The organism is Kitasatospora sp. NPDC093558 (assembly GCF_040683475.1).
Taxonomy (GTDB): Bacteria; Actinomycetota; Actinomycetes; order Streptomycetales; family Streptomycetaceae; genus Kitasatospora.
Window position 1 is genome coordinate 1 of sequence record NZ_JBFBDY010000058.1, and the last position, 23,883, is coordinate 23,883.

The 23,883-nt window shown below is 73.9% G+C and carries 22 protein-coding genes and 1 riboswitch; of the genes, 13 read left to right on the top strand and 9 right to left on the bottom strand.

Going from position 1 to position 23,883, the window contains the following annotated elements; all coding sequences use genetic code 11:
* From AB0O00_RS09225 to AB0O00_RS09235, 3 genes are all read left to right on the top strand, one after another.
* Positions 1 to 426 (top strand): PP2C family protein-serine/threonine phosphatase (locus tag AB0O00_RS09225; protein ID WP_363649731.1); only part of this gene is annotated, 426 nt, incomplete at its 5' end.
* A 106-nt stretch (positions 427 to 532) separates the two neighbouring features.
* Positions 533 to 922, top strand: coding sequence for a DUF3224 domain-containing protein (locus AB0O00_RS09230; RefSeq protein ID WP_363649733.1), 390 nt, complete (start codon positions 533 to 535; stop codon positions 920 to 922).
* Between the two features lie 101 nt (positions 923 to 1,023).
* Positions 1,024 to 1,992, top strand: a complete 969-nt coding sequence (locus AB0O00_RS09235) for a DUF5995 family protein (protein WP_363649735.1) — start codon at positions 1,024 to 1,026, stop codon at positions 1,990 to 1,992.
* Here the strand turns inward: AB0O00_RS09235 and AB0O00_RS09240 are convergent.
* Entirely contained in the window at positions 1,953 to 3,392 is a 1,440-nt protein-coding gene (locus tag AB0O00_RS09240; protein ID WP_363649737.1) for a GuaB1 family IMP dehydrogenase-related protein, read from the bottom strand. The two genes, AB0O00_RS09235 and AB0O00_RS09240, sit on opposite strands and share 40 nt — an antisense overlap.
* 359 nt (positions 3,393 to 3,751) lie before the next feature.
* On the opposite strand from AB0O00_RS09240, the gene AB0O00_RS09245 reads away from it, so the two are divergent.
* Both AB0O00_RS09245 and AB0O00_RS09250 read left to right on the top strand, forming a co-directional pair.
* A complete protein-coding gene (locus tag AB0O00_RS09245; protein WP_363649770.1) occupies positions 3,752 to 5,203 on the top strand; it encodes an SDR family NAD(P)-dependent oxidoreductase in 1,452 nt (483 codons plus the stop codon).
* 21 nt (positions 5,204 to 5,224) lie between these two features.
* Positions 5,225 to 5,713 (top strand): NUDIX domain-containing protein, encoded by a 489-nt coding sequence (locus AB0O00_RS09250; RefSeq protein ID WP_363649739.1) that lies wholly within the window; start codon positions 5,225 to 5,227, stop codon positions 5,711 to 5,713.
* 167 nt (positions 5,714 to 5,880) lie between these two features.
* Here the strand turns inward: AB0O00_RS09250 and AB0O00_RS09255 are convergent, their stop codons facing one another.
* Genes AB0O00_RS09255 through AB0O00_RS09265 form a run of 3 tightly spaced genes read right to left on the bottom strand, consistent with a single transcriptional unit; the run spans position 5,881 to position 9,358 of the window.
* The gene (locus tag AB0O00_RS09255; protein ID WP_363649741.1) at positions 5,881 to 8,118 is read right to left on the bottom strand and encodes an FtsX-like permease family protein; all 2,238 of its coding nucleotides are present in this window, start codon (positions 8,116 to 8,118) and stop codon (positions 5,881 to 5,883) included.
* A complete protein-coding gene (locus AB0O00_RS09260) occupies positions 8,115 to 8,837 on the bottom strand; it encodes an ABC transporter ATP-binding protein (RefSeq protein WP_363649743.1) in 723 nt (240 codons plus the stop codon). Before AB0O00_RS09260 ends, AB0O00_RS09255 begins: the two co-directional genes overlap by 4 nt.
* Positions 8,834 to 9,358: a PadR family transcriptional regulator gene (locus AB0O00_RS09265; RefSeq protein ID WP_363649745.1), complete on the bottom strand. Its 525-nt coding sequence runs from the start codon at positions 9,356 to 9,358 to the stop codon at positions 8,834 to 8,836. Before AB0O00_RS09265 ends, AB0O00_RS09260 begins: the two co-directional genes overlap by 4 nt.
* Positions 9,359 to 9,582: 224 nt before the next feature.
* On the opposite strand from AB0O00_RS09265, the gene AB0O00_RS09270 reads away from it, so the two are divergent.
* A complete protein-coding gene (locus AB0O00_RS09270; RefSeq protein WP_363649747.1) occupies positions 9,583 to 10,236 on the top strand; it encodes a hypothetical protein in 654 nt (217 codons plus the stop codon).
* Between the two features lie 60 nt (positions 10,237 to 10,296).
* The gene (locus AB0O00_RS09275) at positions 10,297 to 10,842 is read left to right on the top strand and encodes a hypothetical protein (protein ID WP_363649749.1); all 546 of its coding nucleotides are present in this window, start codon (positions 10,297 to 10,299) and stop codon (positions 10,840 to 10,842) included.
* A gap of 76 nt (positions 10,843 to 10,918) precedes the next feature.
* On the opposite strand, the gene AB0O00_RS09280 is transcribed toward AB0O00_RS09275, so the two are convergent.
* From AB0O00_RS09280 to AB0O00_RS09290, 3 genes are all read right to left on the bottom strand, one after another.
* Positions 10,919 to 11,590, bottom strand: a complete 672-nt coding sequence (locus AB0O00_RS09280) for a YoaK family protein (RefSeq protein WP_363649751.1) — start codon at positions 11,588 to 11,590, stop codon at positions 10,919 to 10,921.
* Positions 11,591 to 11,638: 48 nt separating this feature from the next.
* A complete protein-coding gene (locus AB0O00_RS09285; protein WP_363649753.1) occupies positions 11,639 to 12,373 on the bottom strand; it encodes an MgtC/SapB family protein in 735 nt (244 codons plus the stop codon).
* A gap of 148 nt (positions 12,374 to 12,521) precedes the next feature.
* Positions 12,522 to 14,168, bottom strand: coding sequence for an NRAMP family divalent metal transporter (locus AB0O00_RS09290; RefSeq protein ID WP_363649755.1), 1,647 nt, complete (start codon positions 14,166 to 14,168; stop codon positions 12,522 to 12,524).
* A gap of 403 nt (positions 14,169 to 14,571) precedes the next feature.
* Positions 14,572 to 14,758, bottom strand: a riboswitch (M-box (ykoK) riboswitch).
* A 176-nt stretch (positions 14,759 to 14,934) separates the two neighbouring features.
* Here AB0O00_RS09290 and AB0O00_RS09295 point away from each other — a divergent pair.
* From AB0O00_RS09295 to AB0O00_RS09310, 4 genes are all read left to right on the top strand, one after another.
* Positions 14,935 to 15,306, top strand: coding sequence for a BlaI/MecI/CopY family transcriptional regulator (locus tag AB0O00_RS09295; protein WP_363649772.1), 372 nt, complete (start codon positions 14,935 to 14,937; stop codon positions 15,304 to 15,306).
* Complete coding sequence (locus tag AB0O00_RS09300; RefSeq protein WP_363649757.1) at positions 15,303 to 16,190, top strand: M56 family metallopeptidase; 888 nt, start codon at positions 15,303 to 15,305, stop codon at positions 16,188 to 16,190. The genes AB0O00_RS09295 and AB0O00_RS09300 overlap by 4 nt, the downstream gene beginning before the upstream one ends.
* A gap of 111 nt (positions 16,191 to 16,301) precedes the next feature.
* Positions 16,302 to 17,435, top strand: coding sequence for a hypothetical protein (locus AB0O00_RS09305; protein WP_363649758.1), 1,134 nt, complete (start codon positions 16,302 to 16,304; stop codon positions 17,433 to 17,435).
* Between the two features lie 170 nt (positions 17,436 to 17,605).
* Positions 17,606 to 18,739 (top strand): hypothetical protein, encoded by a 1,134-nt coding sequence (locus AB0O00_RS09310; protein ID WP_363649760.1) that lies wholly within the window; start codon positions 17,606 to 17,608, stop codon positions 18,737 to 18,739.
* A gap of 71 nt (positions 18,740 to 18,810) precedes the next feature.
* On the opposite strand, the gene AB0O00_RS09315 is transcribed toward AB0O00_RS09310, so the two are convergent.
* Positions 18,811 to 19,770: a helix-turn-helix domain-containing protein gene (locus tag AB0O00_RS09315; RefSeq protein WP_363649762.1), complete on the bottom strand. Its 960-nt coding sequence runs from the start codon at positions 19,768 to 19,770 to the stop codon at positions 18,811 to 18,813.
* Positions 19,771 to 19,882: 112 nt separating this feature from the next.
* Between AB0O00_RS09315 and AB0O00_RS09320 the strand changes: the two genes are divergently transcribed.
* Positions 19,883 to 20,842, top strand: coding sequence for an NADP-dependent oxidoreductase (locus tag AB0O00_RS09320; protein WP_363649764.1), 960 nt, complete (start codon positions 19,883 to 19,885; stop codon positions 20,840 to 20,842).
* A gap of 17 nt (positions 20,843 to 20,859) precedes the next feature.
* Here the strand turns inward: AB0O00_RS09320 and AB0O00_RS09325 are convergent, their stop codons facing one another.
* Positions 20,860 to 21,930 carry an NlpC/P60 family protein gene (locus AB0O00_RS09325; protein ID WP_363649766.1) on the bottom strand — a complete coding sequence of 357 codons (1,071 nt, stop codon included), beginning with the start codon at positions 21,928 to 21,930 and terminating at the stop codon, positions 20,860 to 20,862.
* 348 nt (positions 21,931 to 22,278) lie between these two features.
* Here AB0O00_RS09325 and AB0O00_RS09330 point away from each other — a divergent pair.
* On the top strand, positions 22,279 to 23,883 hold a 1,605-nt coding region (locus AB0O00_RS09330), incomplete at its 3' end, for a methylmalonyl-CoA mutase subunit beta (RefSeq protein ID WP_363649768.1).

Sequence of the window (23,883 nt, forward strand, 5' to 3'; positions counted from 1 at the left end):
GCGCCTCGCCGCGCCTCCGCGCTGGGCGGCCTCCGTGCTGCGGGCCGGGGGCCGGTGACGGTCGTGAACTGCGGCCATCCGCACCCACTGCTGCGCCGCGCGGGCCTGGTGAGCGAGGTGGAGCCGGAGGTGCCGGCGCCGCCGCTGGGGCTGCTCGGGCTGACCGGCGGCGGCTATCCGGTAGGGCACTTCGAGCCGCGGCCGGGCGACCTGCTGCTCCTGTACACCGACGGCGTCTCGGAGGCCCGGAACGCCGACGGGGTGTTCTACCCGCTGGCGGAGCGGCTGCCCGCCGTGCACGCGGGGAACCCGGCGGACCTGCTGGACGGCGTGCTGGCGGACGTCGACGACTGGGTCGGCCCGACCGGCCTGGCGGACGACGCGGCGCTGCTCGCGATCCGCTGGGAGCAGCGCGCGGAGCGCTGACCTGGCCTTTCACCGCGCCGGGCGCGATTGTCAGTGCCGTGTGCAAGGCTCTGATCGTGGTCGGCGGGGTGTCGGCTGCGGAGGCGTTCGTCGAGGGGAGAGGGCCATGGGGCACAGGGCGAGCGGGGCGTTCGAGCTGACCGCCTTCGAGCCGGGGGAGACGGAGGAGCGGGCGGGTGCGGCGTTCGGCCGGATCCGGATCGCCAAGACGTTCACGGGCGGGATCACCGGCATGAGCGAGGTGCGGATGACGTCCGTCGGGGACGCCGCGGGCGCTCCGGCGTCGTACGTCGCGGTGGAGCACGTGACGGGTGAGCTGGACGGGCGGAAGGGCTCGTTCGTGCTCCAGCACGCCGCCTGGGACACCACCGGCGTGACGATACGCGTCGTCCCCGGCACCGGCTCGGGCGAGTTGGCCGGGCTCACCGGGGAGTTCCACCTGACCGTCGGCGAGGACGGCTCGCACACCTACGTCCTGGAGTACGAGCTGGGCTGACGTCGCCGTCCCCCGGTCGGCTGCGCGCCGCGCGCCCCGGGCGGCCGGGCACACTGCCACGATGATGCGATCAGTGCACGATCGACATCGGAGGGTGGTCCATGCCCGGTCGGGTGGACGGCACAGCGGTGGACGGCACGGCGGTGGACGGCCGGGTGGTGGACGAGGCGGAAGCCGGCGGCACCGTCGACGGGGTGGTCGCCCGGCTGCGGGCGTTCGGGGCGGGGCTGGCGCCGGACGACGGGGTGGCGGTGTTCAACCGGGCCTACCTCACCGTCACGGAGGCCGTCCGGGAGCGGCTCGGCGGTCCGTACTTCGCCGATCCGGCGGCGGTGGCCGAGCTGGACGTGCTGTTCGCGGGGCGGTACCTGCTCGCGGTGGCGGCCGACGCCGCCGGGCGGGAGCCGCCCGCCTGCTGGCGGCCGCTGTTCGAGCTGCGCGCCCACGCCGGGGTGCACCCGCTGCAGTTCGCGCTGGCCGGGATGAACGCGCACATCCAGCACGACCTCCCGCTGGCCGTCCTCGACACCTGCGGGCGGCTCGGCTGCGAGCCGGAGGACGTCGAGGACGACTACCACCGGGTCAACGGGGTGCTGGCCGAGGTGGAGGCCGCCGTCCGGGAGCAGCTGCTGGGCGCGCACGGGCTGCCGGAGCCGGCCGCGCCGCTCGCGCACCTGCTGGGTGCCTGGTCGGTGGACGCCGCCCGCGAGGCGGCCTGGTCGGCGGTGCGGGCGCTGTGGGAGCTGCGCCGGGTGCCGTGCGCCGTGCACGCCTTCGCCGCCGCGCTGGACGGGTCGGTCGGGCTGCTCGGCCGCGCGCTCCTGCTGCCGCTCGGGCTCCACCACGGCGTCCACCACGGCGTCCACAGCGGCCTCCACCACGACGTCCATCAGGACCTCCACCGCGACCTCCACGCCGACGCGGCGGCGGGAACGGCCGCCGGCCGGCTCCCCGAAGCGAGGAACCGGCCGGTCGGCGGAAGCGCCGACGAAAGCGGCACCGGTACGGGCGGGGGCGCCGCCCGGCCGGGTCAGGCCCAGCTGGAGTGCAGCGGCTTGCCCTCGGCGTAGCCGGCCGCGCTCTGGACGCCGATGATCGCCTTCTCGTGGAACTCCTCCAGCGTGTTGGCGCCCGCGTAGGTGCAGGAGCTGCGCACGCCGGCCACGATCGAGTCGATCAGGTCCTCGACGCCCGGGCGGGTCGGGTCGAGGAACATCCGGGAGTGCGAGATGCCCTCCTCGAACAGCGCCTTGCGGGCTCGGTCGTAGGTGGAGTCCTGGGCGGTGCGGTTGCTCACGGCGCGGGCCGAGGCCATGCCGAAGCTCTCCTTGTACTGGCGGCCGTCGGCGGCGGTCTGGAGGTCGCCCGGGGACTCGAAGGTGCCGGCGAACCAGGAGCCGATCATCACGTTGGAGGCGCCGGCGGCCAGCGCCATGGCGACGTCGCGCGGGTGACGGACACCGCCGTCGGCCCACACGTGCTTGCCGAGCCGGCGCGCCTCGGCGGCGCACTCCAGGACGGCGGAGAACTGCGGACGGCCGACGCCGGTCATCATGCGGGTGGTGCACATGGCGCCCGGGCCGACACCGACCTTGAGGATGTCGGCGCCCGCCTCGACGAGGTCGCGGACACCGGCGGCGGAGACGACGTTGCCGGCCACGATCGGGATCTGCGGGTCCAGGCCGCGCACGGCGCGCAGCGCGCTGATCATGCTCTCCTGGTGGCCGTGCGCGGTGTCGACGACCAGCACGTCGGCGCCGGCCTCGATGAGGGCCTTGGCCTTGCCGGCGACGTCGCCGTTGATGCCGACGGTGGCGGCGATGCGCAGCTTGCCGGCGGCGTCGACGGCCGGGGTGTACAGGGTGGCGCGCAGCGCGCCCTTGCGGGTGAGGATGCCGATCAGGCGGCCCTCGCCGTCGACGACCGGGGCGAGCTTGCGGTGGGCCTCGGAGAGCTTCTCGAAGGCGGCGCGCGGGTCGACGTCCTCGTCGAGGAGCAGAAGGTCGCGGGACATGATGTCGGCGAGGCTGGTGAAGCGGTCGACGCCCTGGCAGTCGGAGTCGGTGACGACGCCGACCGGCTTGCCGTCCTCGACGACCACGAGGGCGCCGTGCGCGCGCTTGGGCAGCAGCGACAGGGCCTCGGCGACGGTGGCGCCGGGGGCGAGGGTGATCGGGGTGTCGAACACCAGGTGGCGCTGCTTGACCCAGGCGATCACCTCGGCGATGACCTCGGTGGGGATGTCCTGGGGGATGGCGACCAGGCCGCCGCGGCGGGCGACGGTCTCGGCCATCCGGCGGCCCGCGATGGCGGTCATGTTGGCGACGACGAGCGGGATCGTGGTGCCGGTGCCGTCGTTCGAGGAGAGGTCGACTGCCTGCCGGGAGCCCACGGCGGAACGGCTGGGGACCATGAAGACGTCGTCGTACGTCAGGTCGTACGAGGGCTTGAGGTCGTTCAGGAAGCGCATGAATGGGGCTCTCTGGCTGGGAGAAGTTACACCTCGGGTGCGGTTGCGGCGATGCCGCCGGGGCGCACTCGGGCGCCCGGCACCCAACATTCGATTCTCCGCGACGGTCGGGACAAAAGCCAGTTCGGGGACGATTGCTGGCGCTGTACACAAATCAAGATCAATGCTTCGCGCGTAGACTTGGATGATCATCCAAACGATCGACTTTTCGCTCCGGCCGGGGCGACTCCCGTAGCATTCACGCGGTAACGGCGAGGCGAAACGGGAAAGCGGCAGCGGGCGTGGGCATCGATCAGCAGGAAGCGGCACAGCACCTCGAAGAGGGCCGGGTCGAAGGCGTCGAGGGCACCGAGGAGGAGATCGACTACGGTCCCGGCCTCGACCCCGAGCGCCTGAGGCTCTGCCTGGAGGTGATCGCCGAGCTGGACGAGCTGCACGTCGACCACCCGGACGCGATCACCGTCCGCCAGGCCGTGGGCGGCATATTCCGCACGCTCAAGCAGCGCCGCCGCCAGGAGACCCGGGCCCGCAAGACCGCCAACGACCGCGCGGTCACCGCCCGCACCGCCACTGGTGCGCCCACCCGGATCGACGACGAGACGGCCGGCGCGTTCGGCCTCACCACCGTCACCACGACCGAGATCGCCGGCATCCTGGAGCGGCCCCGCTCCTGCTACACCTGCAAGAAGCGCTACGTCGAGGTCGACGCCTTCTACCACAACCTGTGCCAGTCCTGCGCGACGCTCAACCGGGCCCGCCGGGACGCCCGCGCCGACCTCACCGGCAAGCGCGCGCTGCTCACCGGCGGCCGGGCCAAGATCGGCATGTACATCGCGCTGATGCTGCTGCGCGACGGCGCCCACACCACGATCACCACCCGCTTCCCCAACGACGCGATCCGCCGCTTCAAGGCGATGCCGGACAGCGACCGGTGGATCCACCGCCTCAAGATCGTCGGGATCGACCTGCGCGACCCGGCCCAGGTCATGGCGCTGGCCGACGAGGTCGCCGCCGACGGCCCGCTGGACATCCTGATCAACAACGCCGCGCAGACCGTCCGCCGCCCGCCGGAGTCCTACCGCGAGCTGGTCGCCTCCGAGTCCGCGCCGCTGCCGGCCGGCGAGCTCCCGCAGTCCACCACGATCGGCCGCTTCGGCAGCGGCAGCGTCGACCTGCCCGCGCTCCCCCACCAGGCGGGCGGCACCGAGCAGCGGATGGCCGCCGAGGACGTCACCTCGCTCGCGCTCGTCACCGGCTCGGCGACGCCCGCCCGGATCGAGGCCGGCACGGCGATCGACGCCGGCGGCCTGGTGCCCGACCTCGCCGACACCAACAGCTGGGTGCAGACCGTCTCGGAGGTCGGCCCGATGGAGCTGCTGGAGGTGCAGCTCTGCAACTCCACCGCGCCGTTCATCCTGATCAGCCGCCTGCGCCCGGCGATGGCCGCGTCCGCGTCCCGCCGCAAGTACGTGGTGAACGTGTCCGCGATGGAGGGCGTCTTCGCCCGCGGCTACAAGGGCGCCGGCCACCCGCACACCAACATGGCGAAGGCCGCGCTCAACATGCTCACCCGCACGAGCGCGCAGGAGATGTTCGAGAGCGACGGCATCCTGATGACCGCCGTCGACACCGGCTGGATCACCGACGAGCGCCCGCACCCGGACAAGATGCGGCTGGCGGACGAGGGCTTCCACGCCCCGCTCGACCTGGTCGACGGCGCGGCCCGGGTCTACGACCCGATCGTGCGCGGCGAGCAGGGCGAGGACCTGTACGGCTGCTTCCTCAAGGACTACGAGCGCAGCAACTGGTAACCACCTGAAGGAGACCGCGAGTTGACCTCCGCTTCAACCACACCGGCGGCACCCGCCGCACCGGTCGCGCCGATGCTCGGCGCCGGCGTCATCGTGCCCACCGGGGACGGCCGGGTACTGATCGGCCGCCGCACGACCGCCGGCGAGCCGCCCACCTGGAGCCTGCCGGGCGGGAAGGTGGAGGCGCCGGGCGAGTCCTTCGAGCAAGCGGCGGCGCGCGAACTCGCCGAGGAGACCGGCATCGTGCTGCCGGCCGACGCGATGCGGGTGCTGGCCGTGCTGCTCGACCACGAGCTCGGCCGGCCCCGGCTGACCGCCGCCGTGCTCGCGCCGCCGAGCGTCGCCGAGGCGCTGGTCACCGAGCCGCACGCGTGCGCGGGCTGGGAGCGCTTCCCGGTGGACGCCCTGCCGGAGCCGATGTTCTACCCGTCCTCGCTCGTGCTCGACGCGTGGCTGCCGGGCCGGGACGGGGTGCGCCGGCCCGGGACGCACGCCTACCGCGTGGGCTGAACCCGGACGCGCCGGTGTCCCGGGGCTCCCCTGCTGCCCCGGGACGACGACCGGCGGGGACGACGGCCCGCCGGGACAACGACCGGCGACGTCTGGCCGGGACACCGACCGGCCAGGACAACGGCCCGCCAGGACACCGACCGGCCAGGAGACCGACCGGCCGGCCGTCAGCCGTTGCGCGCCGCCTCCGGCCCGGTGATCCGCCTCAGCAGCGGCAGCGTCGAGGCGATGATGCCGAGCGAGGCGAGCAGGCCGAAGCCCGTCAGCCCGTAGTAGAGCGCGCCCGGCGACACCAGGTCGTACTCCATCTGCGACTTGAGGAACATCGCCGCCGCCGCGAAGCCCGTCCCGATCGAGATCGCCGCGACCACGAGCAGCGGCAGCGCGCTCTCCAGGCCGATCACCCGTTGCAGCAGGCGCAGCGGCGCCCCCGTCAGCCGCAGGATCGCGAACGGCCGTCTGCGGTCGGAGAGTCCGGCGACCACGCTCACCGCGAGGCTGCACCCGGCGATCGGCAGGGTGGTCAGCAGCACGACGTTCGCGAGCTGGCGCCAGCCCTGGAGCTGCTTCTGCGACGCCGTGCCCCAGTCGCCGGCCATCCGCGCCTCGTACGTCGGATAGGCCACGGTGAAGAGCGTCCGCAGCTGTTCCATGGCCGCCGACGAACCGTCGGTGGTCGTGTAGATCATCCGCACCGGCAGCGCGGCGGCCTCCTGCGCGGAGACCGGGGCGGCCGGCCACTCCCGGGAGCTCGCCTCCCGCAGGTCGACGAACTGCCAGAGCGGGACCAGCGCAACGGCCGCGCCCGGCGCGCAGTGGCCGACCACCGGGGTCTGCGCCAGCTCCGAGCAGAGCACCAGCGCGGGCGCGGGCATGGGGTCGGGTCCGTGGTACTCCCGGCCGAAGCCGGCCGGGTTGTCGTGCGCCAGCGCCAGGCCGCGGAAGCCGGGCACGGCCCGGGCGGAGGCGAGGACGGAGTCGGGCACGGTGCCCATCGGGTCCGAGCGGAACAGGTCGGACGGGGTGTGGACGACGGCCTTGCGCACCTCCGGATCGCCGCTCAGCGCACCGCGGTTGGCGTTGATCGTGCCGATGATGCTCACCGTCGAGGTGACCACGAACAGCGCCAGCACCAGGCCCGCCACCGAGCGGAACCCGGCCTTCGGGTCGTCCGCGAGGCGGCGTACGGCGATGAGCGCGGCCGGACGGCTGGTCCGCCGGGCCACGGCCCGGGCGGCCACCATCGTCAGCCACGGGCCGGCGATCACGAGGCCGAGCATCACCAGCAGGAAGCCGGTCAGGTAGGCCGCCGACTGGCCGTTGGTGGTCGCCGGGCGGTGGTCCACGAAGTAGCCGAGCTCGCCGAGCCCCGCCAGCAGCGGGACCATCCGCCAGGCGCCCGGCGGCTTCGGCGTCACCCGGCGCGAGACGCCGAGCGGCGAGATCGTGACCCGCCGCAGCGCGAACCGCGCGGCGAGCGCCGCCGCGACGGGCACACCCACCACGGCGCCGAGCGCCTGCACCGCGGTCAGGGTCAGATCGGACGGGAAGAACCGGCTCCCGGTGAACGGCACGGTGGCCACCACAGGGCGCAGCGCGGCGAAGAGCCCGAAGCCGAGCACCGTCCCGGCCACCGACGCCACCGTGGACTCGACCGCCGAGACGACCGAGACCTGCCGGGGTGTCGCACCCACCAGCCGCATCGCGGCGAAGCGCTGCTCACGGGTGGCGGCGGACAGCCGGGTCGCGGTGCCGATGAAGATCAGGACGGGGAAGATCAGCGCGCCGGCCACCACGGTGAGGATGAGCGTCATCGCGTCGCCGCGCTCGCCGTGGCCGTAGCAGTCGTTGTCGCACTCGGCGGGCAGGGCGGTCGCGATCGTCGTGATCTGCCGGGCGTGCGGCCCGGCCCTGACCTCGTCGGCCGTGCGGCCGATGACCACCGACAGGCTGTCCGGGGAGGGCAGCGCGGCGTCGCCGAGGGTGCCGGCGAGACGGCCGGGGAAGCGGTCGCCCAGTTGGACGGCCGGGACGTCGCGCAGCAGCTTCTCCAGCGCGGGCGAGGCGTAGTACTCGCCGGGGGCCGGCAGCCTGGTCAGGCCCGGCGGGACGGGCGAGGTGGGCCCGGTCGGGGCGACCTCGACCTCGAAGAGCTCCTTGCCGTCGTAGAAGTCGCCGTGCGCGTACCACCAGAGCGGGTCGACGGCGGCCGGCGCCTCGGTGCGGCCCTTGGTGCCCGAATTCATCCACAGCTGGCGCTCGTTGGCCCGGCCGATCGCGTTGACGCTCGCGAACGTGGAGAGCAGCAGGCCGACGCCGATCGCGACGGCCGCCGCGATCATCGCCAGCCGGGCCAGCGCCTCCCGGCCGCCGCTGACGGCCAGGCGGAGCGAGAAGGCGATCACGGCGCCACCGGTCCCGCCACCGGTCCGGCCGCCTGCCCCGCCACCGGCGCCGCCGCGAGCACCCGGGCCCGGCCGTCGCGGACGATCGCCTCGCGGTCGGCGTAGGCGGCGACCCGGGGCTCGTGGGTGACCAGGACGACGGTCGTGCCCTGTTCGCGGGCCGAGGCGACCATCAGGTCCATCACCTGCTCGCCGGTCAGCGAGTCCAGGGCACCGGTCGGCTCGTCCGCGAACAGCACCTGCGGGCGGGCCACCAGGCCGCGGGCGAGCGCGACGCGCTGCGCCTGACCGCCCGACAGCTCGCCGGAGCGGCGCTTCTCCATGCCGTCCAGGCCGAGCCGGGCGAACCACGGCCGGGCGTCGGCCAGCGCGGCGGCACGGCGCACGCCGTTCAGCAGCAGCGGCAGGGCGACGTTCTCCTCGGCCGTCAACTCCGGTACCAGCTGGCCGAACTGGAACACGAAGCCGAAACGGTCCCGGCGCAGGGCGCTGCGCTCGGCCTCGGGCATGGTGTCGATCCGCCGCCCGTCGAAGTGCACTTCGCCCGAGTCGGGCACCAGGATGCCGGCCAGGCAGTGCAGTAACGTCGATTTGCCCGAGCCGCTCGGGCCCATGATGGCGAGCACCTCGCCGGCCGCGACCGACAGGTCGGCCCCGCGCAGCGCCGGGGTCTCCCCGAAGGACAGTGCTATGCCGCGGGCCTCGATCACTGGGGTCATCGCTTCACCTCCGCGGCGAGCGCGTCCAGGCGGGCGGCGGTGAGGTCGATCCAGCGCAGGTCCGCCTCCAGGTGGAACAGGCCGTGGTCGGCGAGCAGGGCGTCCACCAGCGGGCCGGTGCGGCGCAGGTCGGTGAGCTCGCGCATCCGGCGCAGGTGGGCGGCGCGCTGGGTGTCCAGGTAGTCCTGGGCGTCGCGGCCGAGCATCAGGGCGAGCACGACCTTGGTGAACAGCGTGCTCTGCAGGTTGGGTTCGGGCGCGACGGGCTCGGTGAGCCAGGTCTCGAACTCGGTCGCGCCGGTCTCGGTGATCACGTAGCGCTTGCGCTCGGGGCCGTCGCCGGGCTCCGCCTCACCGGCGACCACCTTGCCGTCGCGGGCGAGGCGGCCCAGCGTCGCGTAGACCTGGCCGTACGGGAGGGGTTTGCCACGGCCGAAGAGGGCGTCGTAGTCGCGCTTGAGGTCGTAGCCGTGGCTCGGCTCCCGTTCCAGGAGCCCGAGCAGGGTCAAGGGAACACTCATGGGGAGGACCATACCCCACGCGTATACTCCGAGTGTATATCTGGCGAGAATAACCCGCTGACCTGGCACGACGTCAGATCCCTGGAGACGGCGGGCAGGAGACGGGCCGCCGCATTCGTGCGACCCCGCACGGCTCTTGTGCACGAGTGGGCATCGGGTAGACATTGGGTAACGGAACGCGGCTCACCACCGCACATTCCCAACACTTCTGAGGAGCCCTCATCGTGTCCAGCAGCCCCAGCCCGGCCCACCCCGCGGCGCTCCCGCGGCGAATCGGCCGCCAGCTGCGACGGGCCCTCGGCGGACGGCGCGAACCGCTCGCCCGGTCCGTGGACCGCGCCCGGGCCCGCGCCTGGGCACTCGCCGCCCTCGGGCTGCTGCTCGCCCTCGCCCTCGCCACCGCCGGCGCGCTGGCCGGCTACCGCTCCGACGCACCCCGGGCCGCCGCCGAGCGCGGCCGGCTCCACCAGGTCGACGCCGTCGTCCTCGCCGTACCCCAACACGGCGGCAGCGGCAGCAAGTTCAGCGGCGGGTACGAGAGCCGCATCGAGGCCGAGGCCAGGTGGACGTACCCCGAGGGGCAGCCGCACACCGGCACCGTCCAGGCGCCCCAGACGGCCACCGCCGGCACGACCGTCTCCATCTGGGTAGGTCCCGACGGCGCCGTCTCCGTTCCCCCGCTCGACCGCACCGCCATCGCCGTCTCCGCCGCCTGCATCGGCGCCGGCACACTGCTCGCCCTCGTCGCGCTGGTCGTGCTCGCGCTCCGGCTGCGGCTGCGGGCGCTCGAACGGCGGTCCGACGAGTCCTGGACACGCGCCTGGGCCCGGCTCGAACCCCTCTGGAGCGGGCGCGCGGGCCACCGGCAAGACGACTGAAACCGGCGGCCCGCGGATCCGCGTCTCCCCCGGCAGCCAACCGCAATCGGGGGACCGCACATGAACAACCGTCGCACCGCCCTGGCCGCCGCGCTCGCGCTCGGCCTGGCCGTACTCGTCACCGGCTGCGGGCCGGACGACCCCGACCCCGCGCCCGCGGCGGCCTCCCCGGCCCCCACCACGGCCGCCACCGCGACACCCACGCCCACCCCCACGGCGAGCGCCGCACCCACCACACCCGCGCCGACCGCCTCGGCGGCGCTCAAGCCCTGCCACCCGGACCCGGCCCGGCCGGAGTTCGCCAAGTTCAACTCCGCGACCACGGCGGGCGGGGTGACCAAGGTCAACGTGACCCCGGTGAGCTGCGGCTACAAGCCGGAGAACGAGGAGTCCGTCGAGTACACGCCCACCGGCGACGCCGCGAGCTACCCGCTGGCGAAGAACGCGGTGGTGCAGGTGGTCGAGTTCAGCGGCAAGGGCACCAAGGAGCGCACCATCACGCCGGCCGAGCTGGCGACGTACAAGTTGGCGAGCACGCCGTACTTCGCGATCCACCGGAACGAGCAGGGGAAGGTGACGGCGATGAAGGAGATCTACCACCCGTAGCGGCCGATGCAGGAGTTCTGCCAACCGCAGTGGCCGATGAAGGAGTTCTACCACCCGTAGTTGGCCGCCCCAGCCGTTACGGCCGGGCCGCCCAGGCCGGGGTGGTGCGGGCGGGTCGGTGGAGGACGGCCGCCACCGCGATCAGCAGGGCTGCGGCCAGGGCCAGTGCGGTCGGGACGTTCGCGTGGAGGACGAGCAGGGCGCCCAGCAGGGCTCCGGCGAGCATCCAGACGGCGGAGGCCAGCCGCCGGGGGCCGGAGCGGTCGGCGGCCAGCGCCGTGATCGTCATGGTCAGCACCGTCGTCGTCAGGTCGGGCACCTTGAGCGAGCGGACCACCGCGTTCTGGCCGCCCATCGCCAGGGCCAGTAGCCCGATCAGCGGGTAGCGGACGGGGTCGGCGGTGTGCCCGGCCGTCGCCGCCAGGACGGTGCTCGCGACCACGAGCGCCGCCTGGGCCACGACCGCCGCCCGCAGCAGCCGTCCCCGGTGCTCGGGCAGGTGCTCGGCGAGGTGCCCGCCGGCCAGGGCGCCGACGAGGAAGGCGGCGAGGGCGGCCAGCGAGGCGGTGGCGGAGAGGTTGGCGGCGCCGGCCAGGGCGAAGCCGAGGAAGACGACGTTGCCGGTCATGTTGGCGACGAAGACGTGCCCGAGCGCGAGGTAGCTGACCGCGTCGACCACGCCGGTGACGAGGGTGAGCACCAGCAGCAGCAGCACCAGCGGCCCGTGCCTGGGGTCGGGTGTGAGCATCGGGCCTCCCGGTGGTGCGCGTGGTGACGGCCCTTCCGTTCTACCCCCTCACGCGAGCGCCGGGGCGCCGGGGTCCTCGGATTCGTCCTCGACGTGCCAGTGGAGGTCGCGGATGCCGGGTTCGAGGGAGAGCCGGGTGACGACCTGCTCCAGCGCGGGCGCGACCTGGCCGGTGATGGCGACGGTCGCACGCAGGCTGGTGGCCTCGCCGTGGTCGCCGCGGCGGGCGCGCAGCCCGGTGGGGGTGAGCCCGGACGCGGCGAGGGACTGGAGCAGCAGGGCGCGGACGTGCGTCTCGGACTTGCGGTCGCACTCCAGGTGGACGGTGGCGCGGCTGGTGGAGTCCGGGTCGCTGCCGGACTGCGGGGCGCGGTCGAGGAGCCGGCCGGCCGGGCGCAGCACGAGGTGGACGGCGAGCACGGCGAGCGTGCCGAGGACGGCGAGTTCGAGCTTGCCGGAAGCGGCGAGCACCCCGACGGCGGCCGAACACCACAGTGTGGCGGCGGTGTTGAGGCCGCGGACGCCGGCGCCGTCGCGCAGGATGACGCCACCGCCGAGGAAGCCGATGCCGGAGACGACGTAGGAGGCGACCCGCGTGGGGCTGCCGGCGTCGCCGACGGCCTCGCTGTAGAGGACGAACAGGGTGGCGCCGGCGGCGACCAGGGCGTTGGTGCGCAGGCCGGCCATCCGGGCGCGCCACTGGCGCTCGATGCCGATCAGGGCGCCGCAGGCGACGCCGGTGGCCAGCCGGACCAGGAACTCGACGGTGGTCAGGGTGTGCACGGCGGCACCTCCTCCACGGGGGAAGACGGGTGTCTGCGGACAGACACTTCGGGGACAAGGAGACAAGCAGACGCTATGGGAGAAAAGTGAACGGACGGGTGGTGGGCGCGCTGCCCACCACCCGTCCGTCGGGGTGTCGCCGGGTGGCTCAGTGGCCGAGAGCGGTCTGCACCACCTTGAAGATGACCATGATCATCGCGATCAGCAGGTAGGTGCGCAGGGCGCCCATGCCGATCTTGCGGGCGGTGGACATGACCGGGCGCTCCAGGGTCTCCAGCGGGGGCATCCGCCAGTTCTCGCGCCCGGTGCGGTCGATCGGGTCCTCCTTGGTGCCCAGGCGGCCGGCGGTGAAGGAGTACCCGGTGACGAGCACCCCGACGACGCCACAGCCCGCCATGATCCACAGGATCGCGTTCGAGCTGATGTCCGGCCACACCACGGAGGCGGTCAGGATGAGCGAGAGGGTGACCAGGATGCCGACCACCGCGGCGGTGAACGCGTTGGTCTTCGGGCCGTTGACCCACGGGCCGAGGACGGCCTTGTCGTTGCAGAGCAGCAGCAGGAAGACGGTCGCGGAGGGCAGCAGGACACCGGCGAGCACCTGGACGAACTGGGTCATCAGACCCTGGGCGTAGGCGGTCGACAGCAGCGTGATCACCGCGGCGACGACCACGACACCGGCGTAGATCGCGTAGAAGCCCTTGGCGCCCTTGACCCCGCGGTGCAGCGAGTGCTTGATGCCGAAGACGTCGCCGATGGCGTAGGCGGTGGACAGCGACACCGCGAAGGCGCCGATGATCGCGGCGTCCAGCAGGGCGATGGCGAACAGCACACCGGCGACCTCGCCGGCCTTGTCGGCGATGCCCTTGGCGACGCCGGCCGCGTCGGTGAACTGGCCGACCCCGTCGGTGCCGGCGAAGGCGGCGGCGGTGAAGCCCATCATGGCGGCGGCACCGACGATGACGATCACGATGCCGATCCACAGGTCGGCCTTCTCGTACTTCATGAACCGCGGGGTGATGCGCTTGTCGATGACGTACGACTGCTGGAAGAACAGCTGCCACGGGGCGACGGTGGTGCCGACGATGGAGATGATCACCAGCATCACGGCCGCGAGCTCGCCCGCGCCGCCCGGCATGCCCGGCACGACGAAGTCGTGGGCCATCTGCGAGGTCTTCGGGTGGACCATGAAGTAGATCGGCACCAGGAGCAGCGAGCCGACGCACAGCGTGACCGCGACCCGCTCGAAGCGCTGGAAGGAGCCGGTGAACGCCGAGGCGATGATCACCGCGGCGGCCAGCACGACCGCGAGCCACTTCGGCAGGCCGAGGTAGCTGGCGGCCTGCGTGACGCCGATGAACTCGGTGACCAGGGTCAGGGCGTTGAGGAGGAACAGGTCGATGACGCTGAACGCGCCCCAGAACTTGCCGAAGCGCTCCAGGATCAGTCTCGCGTGGCCTACGCCGGTGACAGCACCCAGGCGCAGCACCATCTCCTGGTTGACGTAGAGGACCGGGACGAGGAGGAGCAGGGTCCACAGCAGCTGGGTGCCGTAGTTCTGGCCCGCCTGGCCGTAGGTGGAGAACGCGCCCGCGTCGTTGTCGCCGACCATGACGATCAGGCCGGGGCCGACGATCGCCAGCAGGGTCTTCAGCTTCGCGGACAGGCCCTGACGCGGGGCGCTGTCGTCGAGCTTGATGGTGCCGAGCGCACCCTTGATGTCACCGACGTGGGCGTCGTCCAGCACCGCGCTGCGCGGGCCGGGAACCTTCGGGTCGAGCATGACGTTTGCCATGGTGAGTCCTCCCCGCCCCCTACCTTGAGGGAGCCGTCAGGGGGCACGCAGCAGTAATCCTCCCTGCGGACGCGCAGCACCGATCCACACGGGTGCACGAGCCGGCGTGGGGCCGGACCCGAGCGCCGTGCGGGCATGACGGTGCGTCAGGCGGCTTGCGTCAGGACGAAGTTGAGCGGCTTCATGTGGTGGAGCGGCTTCGGCGCAGGACGCAGCGCGTGGTGAGCGTTCGCAGGAAAGGTTGTTACCGCGTGCCGGAGGTGTACGAGAGCATGCGGGGGCAGGGGCAACTATGGCCCGGACTACTGCAGTCCATGTTTCTCGCCTCCTCCCGGCCGGGGGCGCACCGACTGTGCGCCGCGTCGCGACACGGCAAGGAGCGGACCGGTCCCATTGACGGACCGATACACCCCAACTCGTCAGAGCTTTGGCACTTCACGGCGTAATCCCCGGCCACAACGGGCGCTGTGGGGAAGCCACTTGGGATCAACCCTTAACTCGGGAAGATCTGTCCTGAACCTGGGCGTCTCTCGACGTCGTCGGGTCAGTGGCCTGTGTCCGTGAAGACGCCTCACCGAACGAGGTGCCTCTTCAAACCTCGAAAAGCATAGCCCCTCCGGGAAGGTCCCCGGACCGGTTTTCATCTCATCTTCGACACCTTTGTAGAACCTTGACCAAACGCCCGTGCGAGCCGCGGGCCGTCGACGGGAGCCGTACCATGGGCGCCGTTCCGGACGGGGACGGTGAGGAAGGGATACGGGCGGTGCTGCGCGGGTTCGGCGATCTTGAGGCCGAGATCATGGACCGGCTCTGGTCCTGGGGACGGCCGGCCACGGTGCGCGAGGTGGTCGACGACCTCCAGCGGCAACGGCCGGTCGCCTACACCACCGTGACCACGGTGGCCGACATCCTGCACACCAAGGGGTGGCTGCGCCGCGACAAGGTCGGCCGCGCCTGGGTCTACGAACCGACCTGCACCCGCGAGGCCTACACCGCCCGGCTCATGCACCAGGCGCTGGAGACCACCCCCGACCGCACCGGCGCCCTCCTGCACTTCGTCGACGCCATGAGCGGCGACGAGGCCTCCGCGCTGCTGGCCGCCCTGGAGCAGGTGAAGGCGCGGGACGACGAGCGGTGACCCTCGCGCTGCTCGGCCTCTACCTGGCCGCGGCCGGCCTCGCGCTGCCGCGCCGGCTCGCCGGCTCCGCCCGGCTCCAGGCGCGCCCGGTGGCGGGCGCCGCCCTGTGGCTGGCGCTGATGGCCTCCTTCGCCGTCGCCCTGCTGCTCGCCGCCCACCACGCCGTCGAGCCCTTCGCGCACGAGCCCGCCGGCCTGCTCGGGCTCGTCCCGCACGCCGAACCGGCCCCGCCGCTGGCCCCGCACACCCACGACTGGTGGCTGCTCGCCACCGGGGCCGCCGGGCTCGGCGCGGTCGTGGCCGCCGTCGGGGTGCGGGCCGGGCGGGTACGGCGGCGGCACCGGGCGCTGCTGGACGTCGTCGCGGTGCGCGACCGGCGCTGGAACGCGCTCGTGCTGGAGCACGCCCACCCGACGGTCTACTGCCTGCCCGGGCGCCGCAGCCGGGTCGTCGTCTCGCGCGGGGCGCTGGAACTCCTCGTCGAGCGCCAGCTCGCCGCCGCCCTCGCGCACGAGCGCGAGCACATCCGCGGACGGCACCACCTGCTCCGGCTGCCGGCCGACGCCTTCGCGCTCCTCCTGGGCCGCCTGCCGCTGGCCCGCCTGGGGCGGGCGGAGGTGGCACTGCTGCTGGAGATGGCGGCCGACGACGCTGCGCTCGCGCGGGTGTCGCGCACCGAACTCGCCTCCGCGCTCTGCGCCCTGGCCACCTCCCCGGCGCCGCCGGGCGGCTCGCTCGGGGTCGCGTCCACCGGGGTGCTCGCCCGGGTGCGGCGCCTGGCGCGGCCCGGCGGCGGCCGGCGGCGGCGCCAAGCGGCTTGGTGGGCGGGCGTGTTGGCGACCCCGCTGCTCCCCTACCTGTTGGCCTGCGCGCCACATCCGTGAGCCGGGCCCGCCGCGCTCCGTCCACTGAGCGTCCATCAGACTCTCAGGAAGATCGGTTAGCCTGCCGGGGCACCGCACCGTGCGGTGCGCCAAAGGGGGATCGACAACGCGATGACCGCGAAGACTTCGAAGGTTCCGTCGAGCAGGACGAACAGGACGCGCACGTACGCCCGGGCGACCGCCACGGCCGCTGCCGCCGCCGTCCTGGCGCTGACCGGCACCGCCGCCCACGCCGCCGGGACCGCCGCCCCGGTCTCCGGCACCGAGGGCACCGTCACCGTCGGCCGCAGCCAGGCCCAGCCGCTGGTCAGCCCGGACGGCACCACGGCGTACGTCGTGGTCACCGGGGCGGGCAACGCCGTGCAGGTCAAGGCGGTCGACACCCGCAGCGACGCCGTCACCCGGCAGGTCACCCTCGGCACCACCCAGCTCGGCCTCGTCGCCGGGCTCGCCCCGGACGGCACCCGCCTGTACGTCGCGAACGGGCAGCAGCTGACCGTGCTCGACACCGCCACGCTGGCCGTGCTCACCACCACCGCCCTGCCCGACCAGCCGCGCCCGGCCGGCTGGACCCCGGGCACACTCACCGGCCTCACCGTCAGCCCCGACGGCGCCACCGCCTACGTCGTGCAGAACGGGCCCACCACCTACCGCCAGTACGGCCAGGGCCGCGTGGTCGCGTTCGCCACCGCCCAGCAGGCCTTCACCGGCTCGGTCCAGGTGCCCGGCAGCTTCACCGGCACCGCCGCGTTCCGCCCGGGCGGCCACGACCTGTACGTCGGCGGCGACGCCGGCGTCTTCCACGTCGGCACGGCCGGCGCCACGCCCACCCTGGTCGGGACCGTCGCCGGCACCGCCGGGGCGCTCGACTACTACCCGGTCTTCACCCCGGACGGCACCCGCCTGTTCGCGGTGGCGGCCGGCTCCAAGGGCGGCCAGGCCGACGTGATCGACCCGGCCGGGGACACCGTCACCCGCCACCTCGCCCTGGTGAGCGGCTTCGCCGACCTGCGCGCCCCGCAGGTCAGCCCGGACGGCACCCGCCTCTACCTGGCGAAGAACGACTTCACCGCCGGCCCGTCGGTGCTCTCCGTCGACACCGCCTCCGGCAGCGCCGTCGCGGCCGAGACGGTCTCCCCCGACGAAGACCAGCTCGACGGCCTCGCCGTCGGCCCCGACGGGCACACGCTCTACGTGACCGGCACCATCGGGACCAACGGCACGCTCCAGATCATCGCCAACTGACCTGCGGGCGGCGGGCCCGCCCGTTCCGTGCGGAGCGGCCGGGCCCGCGCGATTCGTTGACTTGTCGTCAATTCGGCCCGGATGTTCGCCGATTGATCGACACACCGACAGGTCGGCGGGATAGCGTTCCCCCTCGTGCCGCACCGAGCGGCACACATGAGGGGGAATTCATGTCCACCAGGACTCTCGTCAGGGCCGCCCGCTGGACCACCGTGCTCGCCGCCGCGGCCGTCCTCGCCGCGGCAGGTGTGGGGACGGCCGTCGCGGACGGTCCGGTCTCCGGCACCGAGGGCGCCGTCGAGGTCGGCGCCGACTTCGCGTCGCCGAGCATCAGCCCGGACGGCGCCACCGCCTACGTCTCGGTGGTGGAGGCCGACCGGACCGTCACGGTCAAGGCGGTCGACACCCGCAACGGCACGGTCACCGGCCGCGTCGCGCTGGCCGGGCCGAAGGTGGTGCCCGTCTCGGCGCTGAGCCCGGACGGCACGCGGCTGTACGTCGCCAACGGCCGGCACCTGAGCGTCGTCGACACCGCGACCGTGACGGTCGTCGCCACCGCCGAACTGCCCGACCAGCAGCTCCCGGCCGGCTGGAGCCAGGGCGACGCGCGGGGGCTCGTCGTCGGCCCGGACGGCGCCACCGTCTACGTCACCCAGTACGGCTCGTGGAACACGCCGCAGTACGGACCGAGCCGGGTGCTCGCCTACTCCACCGCGCAGCAGAGGTTCACGGCGTCCGTCCAGCTGCCCGACGGCGGCCTCACCGACCCGGCCGCCATCGGCGCCCCGGTGCTCCGGCCGAACGGGAAGGACCTGTACGTCGGCACCCGGGTCGGCGTCGTCCACCTGAGCACCGCGAGCGGCACGCCGGCCGTGGTCGGCACCGTGCCGGGCACCGAGAAGGCGCTGGAGTACGACCTCGCCCTCACTCCGGACGGCACCCGGCTCCTCGCCGTCGGCGAGGACGGCCACGGCCAGGGCGACCTCATCGACCCGGCCACCGACACCGTCGCGAAGCACGTCACGCTCTCCGGCGGCGCCGACCAGCGCCTGGCCCGCTCGAACGCGGACGGCAGCCGGTTCTACGTGAGCACGTACAGCGAGACCGACGGCCCGGCCGTGCTCTCCTTCGACTCCGCGACCGGCGCGGCCGTCCCGGGCGAGACCGTGACGATCTCCGAGGACCAGATCACCGGGATCGCCGCCGGCCCCGACGGCCACACCCTCTACCTCGGCGCGACCTCCTACGTGTCGAACGGCGACGGGCTGACGCTCGACGCGCGGCTGCGCATCGTCTCGATCTGACCTCCGCCGTGGTGCCCGGGGTGGTGCTGACCACCCCGGGCACTCGGGATCACCCCGCGTTCACGCCGCGTTCACGCCGCCCGGAAGGTGCGGCGGTAGGCGTGCGGGCTGACGCCGACGGCCTCCTGGAGGTGCCGGCGCAGGGAGGCGCCGGTGCCCAGGCCCGCGCGGCCGGCGACGAGGTCGACGGGCCAGTCCGTCGTCTCCAGGAAGTGCCGGGCCAGGTCGACGCGCTGGCGGGTGAGCCACTGCACCGGCGTGGCACCGGTCTCCTCCCGGAAGCGGCGCGAGAAGGTGCGCACGCTCATGTGCGCGTGGGCGGCGAGCCCGGCCACCGTGAGGGGCTCGGCGAGGCGGTCCATCGCCCAGGCCTGCGTGGCGGCGGTGCCGGCGTCGCTCGCGGCGGGCACCGGGCGCCGGATGTACTGGGCCTGGCCGCCGTCGCGCCAGGGCGGGACGATGCAGGAGCGGGCGACCTCGTTGGCGACCCGGCTCCCGTGGTCGCGGCGGACCAGGTGCAGGCACAGGTCGATGCCGGCCGCGACACCGGCGGAGGTGAGGATGTCGCCGTCGTCGACGAACAGCACGTCGGGGTCGATCCGGGTGGTCGTGAACATCCGCTGGAGCCGGTCCGCCTCGCGCCAGTGCGTCGTGGCCGGGCGGTGGTCCAGGAGCCCGGCGGCGGCGAGCAGGTAGGTCGCGGTGCAGATGGCGACGATGCGGGTGCCGGGGCGGACGGCGGCGAGGGCCGCGCGCAGACCGGCGGGCAGGCGGCCGTCCTCGCGGATCGGGCCGAGGGCCCGCGAGGGCGGGATGACGAAGGTGTCGACGGTGGCCAGCAGGCGGGCGTCGTGGGCGACGGCGAGGTCGTAGTCGGCGTCGGTGCGCACCGGTCCGCCGTCCAGGCTGCACGTGGCCACGGTGTAGAGCGGGGCACCGGTCTCGTCCCGGGCGGCGCCGAAGATCCGGGCGGGGATGCCGAGTTCGAAGGGGTAGACGCCGTCCAGGGCCAGTACGCCGACGTGGTGCATGGCCGGATCCTTTCACTCCGTGGCCGTCCCGCCGCCACCGGGGGCCGCCCGGCGCGGGCAGTCTGACGGTGTGCCCGGGAGGCGGGCGCAGGCCCGACCGGAGAGTGTGACCATGCACCAGAACAGCTCCCCCACCATGCGGATGATCTCCCAGGACACCGCCGGCGGACCCGAGGTCCTGCGGCTCGTCGAGGCCGCGCGCCCGGAGCCGGGCCGGGGCGAGGTCCTGGTCCGCGTCCACGCCGCCGGCGCCAACCCGGCCGACTGGAAGACCCGTGCCCGCGGCGCCTTCGCCACCGGGGCCACGCCGCCGTTCACCGTCGGCTGGGACGTCTCGGGCGTCGTCGAGGCGGTCGGCTACGGCGTGACCGTCCTGCGGCCCGGCGACGCCGTCTACGGGATGCCCCGCTTCCCGCACCCCGCGAACGCCTACGCCGAGTACGTCACCGCGCCCGCCCGGCACTTCGCGCCCCGGCCGGCGGGCCTCGGCCACGTCGAGGCGGCCGCCCTGCCGCTCGCGGCGCTCACCGCGTGGCAGGCGCTCGTCGACACCGCCGGGGTGCGGCCCGGGCACCGGGTGCTGGTCCACGCCGCCGCGGGCGGGGTCGGCCACCTCGCCGTCCAGATCGCCAAGGCCCGCGGCGCCCACGTCATCGGCACCGCGAGCGCCGCCAAGCACGACCTGCTGCGCTCGCTCGGCGCGGACGAGCTCGTCGACTACCGCACGACGGACTTCGCCGAGACCGTCCGGGACGTCGACGTCGTCCTGGACCCGATCGGCGGCCCCACCTGGGCGCGCTCGCTGCGCACCCTGCGCGCGGGCGGCACGCTGGTCTCGATCGAGCCGCTCACCGACGACTTCCCCGCCGCCGAGGCGGCGGCGGCCGGCGTCCGCGCGGGGTTCATGCTGGTCGAGCCCGACCACCAGGGCCTGCGGGAGATCGCCCGGCTGGTCGAGGACGGCCGGCTGCGGGTGATCGTCGACCACGTGTTCCCGCTGGCCGAGGCGGCGCAGGCGCACCGGCTCGGCGAGCGGGGGCGGACGACCGGGAAGATCGTCCTGACGGTCTGAAGGTGGCCCGGGGAAGGTCAGGCGGGGCGGACGGCGCCCATGTACGGAATGGCGGAGATCGCGAGGACCTCGACGTTCTTGCCCGTGCGCGGGGCGTGGATCATCTTGCCGTCGCCTATGTAGAGGCCGACGTGGTGGAGGTCGCTGTAGAAGAACACCAGGTCGCCGGGCTGGAGGTCGCCGCGGGCGATGCGGGCGCCGGCGTTCCACTGGTCCTGCGACATCCGGGGGAGCTTGACGCCGGCCGCGCGGTAGGCGGCGCCGGTGAGGCCGGAGCAGTCGAAGGTGCCAGGACCGGTGGCGCCCCATTCGTAGGGCTTGCCGAGCTGGGCGGTGGCGAACTTGACGATGTCCCCGGCCCGGCCGCTCGCGGGGGCCGCGGCGCCGAGGTCGGGGCGGCCGGCGGCGCGGGAGGCCCGGTCGGCCGCGGCGGCCTGCTGCGCGGCGGCCTTCGCCTTCTCGGCGGACTCCTGGGCGTTGAGCTTGGCCCGGTCGGCGGCGCTCAGCTTGTTGAGCAACGCCTGGGCCTGCGCGAGCCTGGCCTGGACCTGCTTCTTCTCCTCGCCCAGCGACGCGCCCACGCTGTCGAGCTGGGCGAGCATGGCGGCGGCCTCGGCGCGGTCCTGGTCGAGCCGGCGCTGCTCGTCGCGGGCCTGCTTGAGCAGCGCCGTCTGGCCCTCGACCACCTGGTTCTGCGCGGCGGCGCGCTCCAGGTAGCCGGCCGGGTCGGAGTCGAGCATCAGCTGGACGGACGGGTCGATGCCGTTGGTCCGGTACTGCTCGCCGGCCACCGCGCCGAGCCGGGTGCGCAGCTCGTTCATCGTCTCCTGGCCGCGGGCGACCTTGTCCTGGAGGCGGTTGGCGTCGCCCTGGAGCGACTGCTGCCTCGCCTGGAAGCCGTTGTAGCGCTCGATGGACTGCTCGGCCTCCTCGTTGAGCTTGTCCACCTGCTCCTTGACGGAGGCGAGGGTGGGCGTCGGCTCGGCGTGGGCGGTCCCGGCGGCGAGCACCGCGCCGCCGGCCACGGCCGTGGTGAGGACGGCGAGGCGGGCCCGGCTCGGGGGGCTGGGCTTGCGGCGCTTTCCCATCGCGGTGGGCTCCTTCGGGGGGACGGAGGCAGGGCAAAGCAGGTCGAAGCAGGGCAAACAATGGCAAGGCATGGCAGGGCATGGCAGCACGAAGGCGGGCGAGGGCGCACGGGGGATGTCGGCTCTCACCCGCCTTCTTCGAAGTAACTTAATAGATGAGGGGCCGGGTTCCGCAATCCCGTTCCCTCTCCGCCTTCTTGTCACCTTCAAGGAACGGCCGAGGTCGCCGCCCGCGTTCAACGGCTGGCACTCGTCGCCACGCAGAGTGCTGAAGTGTCGCTAAATCGAGGGAAACGTCACATCGACCGGCCCTCCTAGGCCCGTGCGAACGGGCGCTAACCTGCGGTCATGAAGGTCCCGCCCGAAGGGCTCCCCCTCGCCGCCGAGTTCCCGGCAGCGCACCGTGAGCAGTGGCAGCGGCTCGTCGAGGGCGTGCTGCGCAAGTCCGGCGCGCAGCCCGAGGACGGCCCCGCCGCCGAACAGGCGCTCGCCACCACGATCCAGGACGGCCTGCGCGCCCGCCCCCTCTACACCGCCGAGAACACCGACGCCGAGCCCGGCTACCCCGGCTTCGCGCCGTTCGTGCGCGGCGGGCGCCCGCAGGGTTCCGCCGTCGCCGGGTGGGACGTCCGCCAGCGGCACGCCGACCCCGACCGGCGCCGGACCAACGAGGCCGTCCTCGCGGACCTGGAGAACGGCGTCGGCTCGCTCTGGCTGGAGCTCGGCGGGGACGGCCTGCCGGTCGCCGCGCTGCCCGAGGCCCTGACCGGCGTGTACCTGGACCTGGCCGCCGTCGTCCTCGACGCCGGACCCGAATTCGCCGACGCCGCCGAGCAGTTGTTCAAGCTGTACGAGGAGCGCGAGGTCTCCCCCGGCGCCGCCGCCGGCAACCTCGGCGCCGACCCGCTCGGCCTCCAGGCCAGAACCGGCTCCGCCGACCGTACGGACGCGCTGCTCGCGGAGGCGGGTGCGCTCGCCGCCCGCTGCGCCGCCGACTACCCCGGCGTCCGCGCGCTCACCGTCGACGCCCTGCCGTACCACGAGGCCGGCGCCTCGCCCGCCCAGGAGCTCGGCTGCTCGCTCGCCACCGGCGTCGCCTACCTGCGCGCCCTCACCGCCGCCGGACTGCCGGTGGACGCCGCGCTCGGCCAGCTGGAGTTCCGCTACGCGGCCGACGGCGACCAGTTCCTCACGATCGCCAAGTTCCGTGCCGCGCGCCGCCTCTGGGCCCGCGTCGCCGAGGTGTCCGGCGCCACCGCCGAGGCCTCGGCGCAGCGCCAGCACGCCGTCACGTCCCGCGTGATGATGACCGCGCGCGACCCGTGGGTGAACATGCTGCGCACCACCGTCGCCTGCCTCGCCGCCGGGGTCGGCGGCGCCGACGCCGTCACCGTGCTGCCCTTCGACAGTGCGCTGGGCCTGCCCGACGCGTTCGCCCGCCGGATCGCCCGCAACACCCAGTCGATCCTGCTGGAGGAGTCCCACCTGGCCCGGGTGATCGACCCGGCCGGCGGCTCCTGGTACGTCGAGCAGCTGAGCGAGGAGCTCGCGCACGCCGCCTGGGCCTGGTTCCAGGAGATCGAGCGGGCCGGCGGGCTGCGGGCCGCCCTGACGGACGGACTCGTCGGCGAGCGGATCGCCGCGACCTGGGCCGAGCGCTCCGCGAAGCTCGCCAAGCGGCGCGAACCCGTCACCGGCGTCAGCGAGTTCCCGCACCTGGACGAGCAGCCGCTGGTCCGCGAGCCGGCCCCGGCCGCGCCCTCCGGCGGGCTGCCGCAGGTGCGGCGCGCCGAGGCGTACGAGGCGCTGCGGGACCGCTCGGACGCGCACCTCGCGGCCACCGGTTCACGGCCGCGGCTCTTCCTGGCGTCGATCGGCACGGCCGCCGCGCACACCGCGCGCACCACCTTCGCCGCCAACCTGTTCCAGGCGGGCGGGATCGCGACGGACTCC